Annotated in this window: 1 pseudogene; it reads left to right on the top strand. The window is 29.2% G+C overall.

The window, feature by feature from the left end:
- Nucleotides 1-551: pseudogene (locus B2671_RS16425) on the top strand (aldo/keto reductase); the annotation flags it as partial.
- Between the last annotated feature and the right edge of the window lie 257 nt (nucleotides 552-808).

Here is an 808-nt window from a genome sequence, read left to right on the forward strand (position 1 = left end):
AAGCAAGCTTAAATAGATTAGGTGTGGATTACTTAGATTTATACCTTATTCATTGGCCAGTAGAAGGAAAGTATAAGGAAGTTTGGAAAACATTAGAATATCTATATAAAGAAGGTCGCGTTAGAGCTATACGAGTAAGTAATTTCCAAGTTCATCATCTTCAAGATTTATTAGGGGATGCTGAAATAAAACCTGTTATAAATCAAGTAGAATTACATCCCTACTTAAGTCAAAAAAAGGTTAGAGAATTTTGCAAAGAAAATGATATTCAAGTTGAAGCATGGTCGCCTTTAATGGCCGGTAATGGATTATTAGAAAATGAGATATTAAAAGAAATAGCTAAAAAATACAATAAAACAGTAGCTCAGATAGTGCTACGTTGGGATTTACAAAGTCAAGTAGTAACTATTCCTAAATCTACAAATGAGAGAAGGTTAATTGAAAATATAGATATATTTGATTTTAATCTAAGTAAGTCTGATATTGATAGGATAGATAGCTTAAATCAAGATTTAAGAGTAGGACCAGATCCAGATAATTTTGATTTTTAATTTATATTTTAATCTTTTTATTTTAGTAAATTTAATTATATAATTAAAACCTCACTTCAAATAGTTGCGGTGAGCTTTACCATAAATAAAGTAGAAGAGGTTGTGACAAAGGTATGAAAATACTTTGACACAGCCTCTTTTCTCATGAGCTTCTTTGCTTAAACTTGAAAAACAAGAAAACTAAAGAGTGTGCAAATTCTTTTGTAAAGCATTGACTCTAACACCACGTCATAGTGTAATATAAAAATATAGCTTGA

Origin of the sequence: Clostridium sp. UBA5119, from assembly GCF_002414285.1 — a bacterium.
Taxonomy (GTDB): domain Bacteria; phylum Bacillota; class Clostridia; order Clostridiales; family Clostridiaceae; genus Clostridium_J; species Clostridium_J sulfidigenes.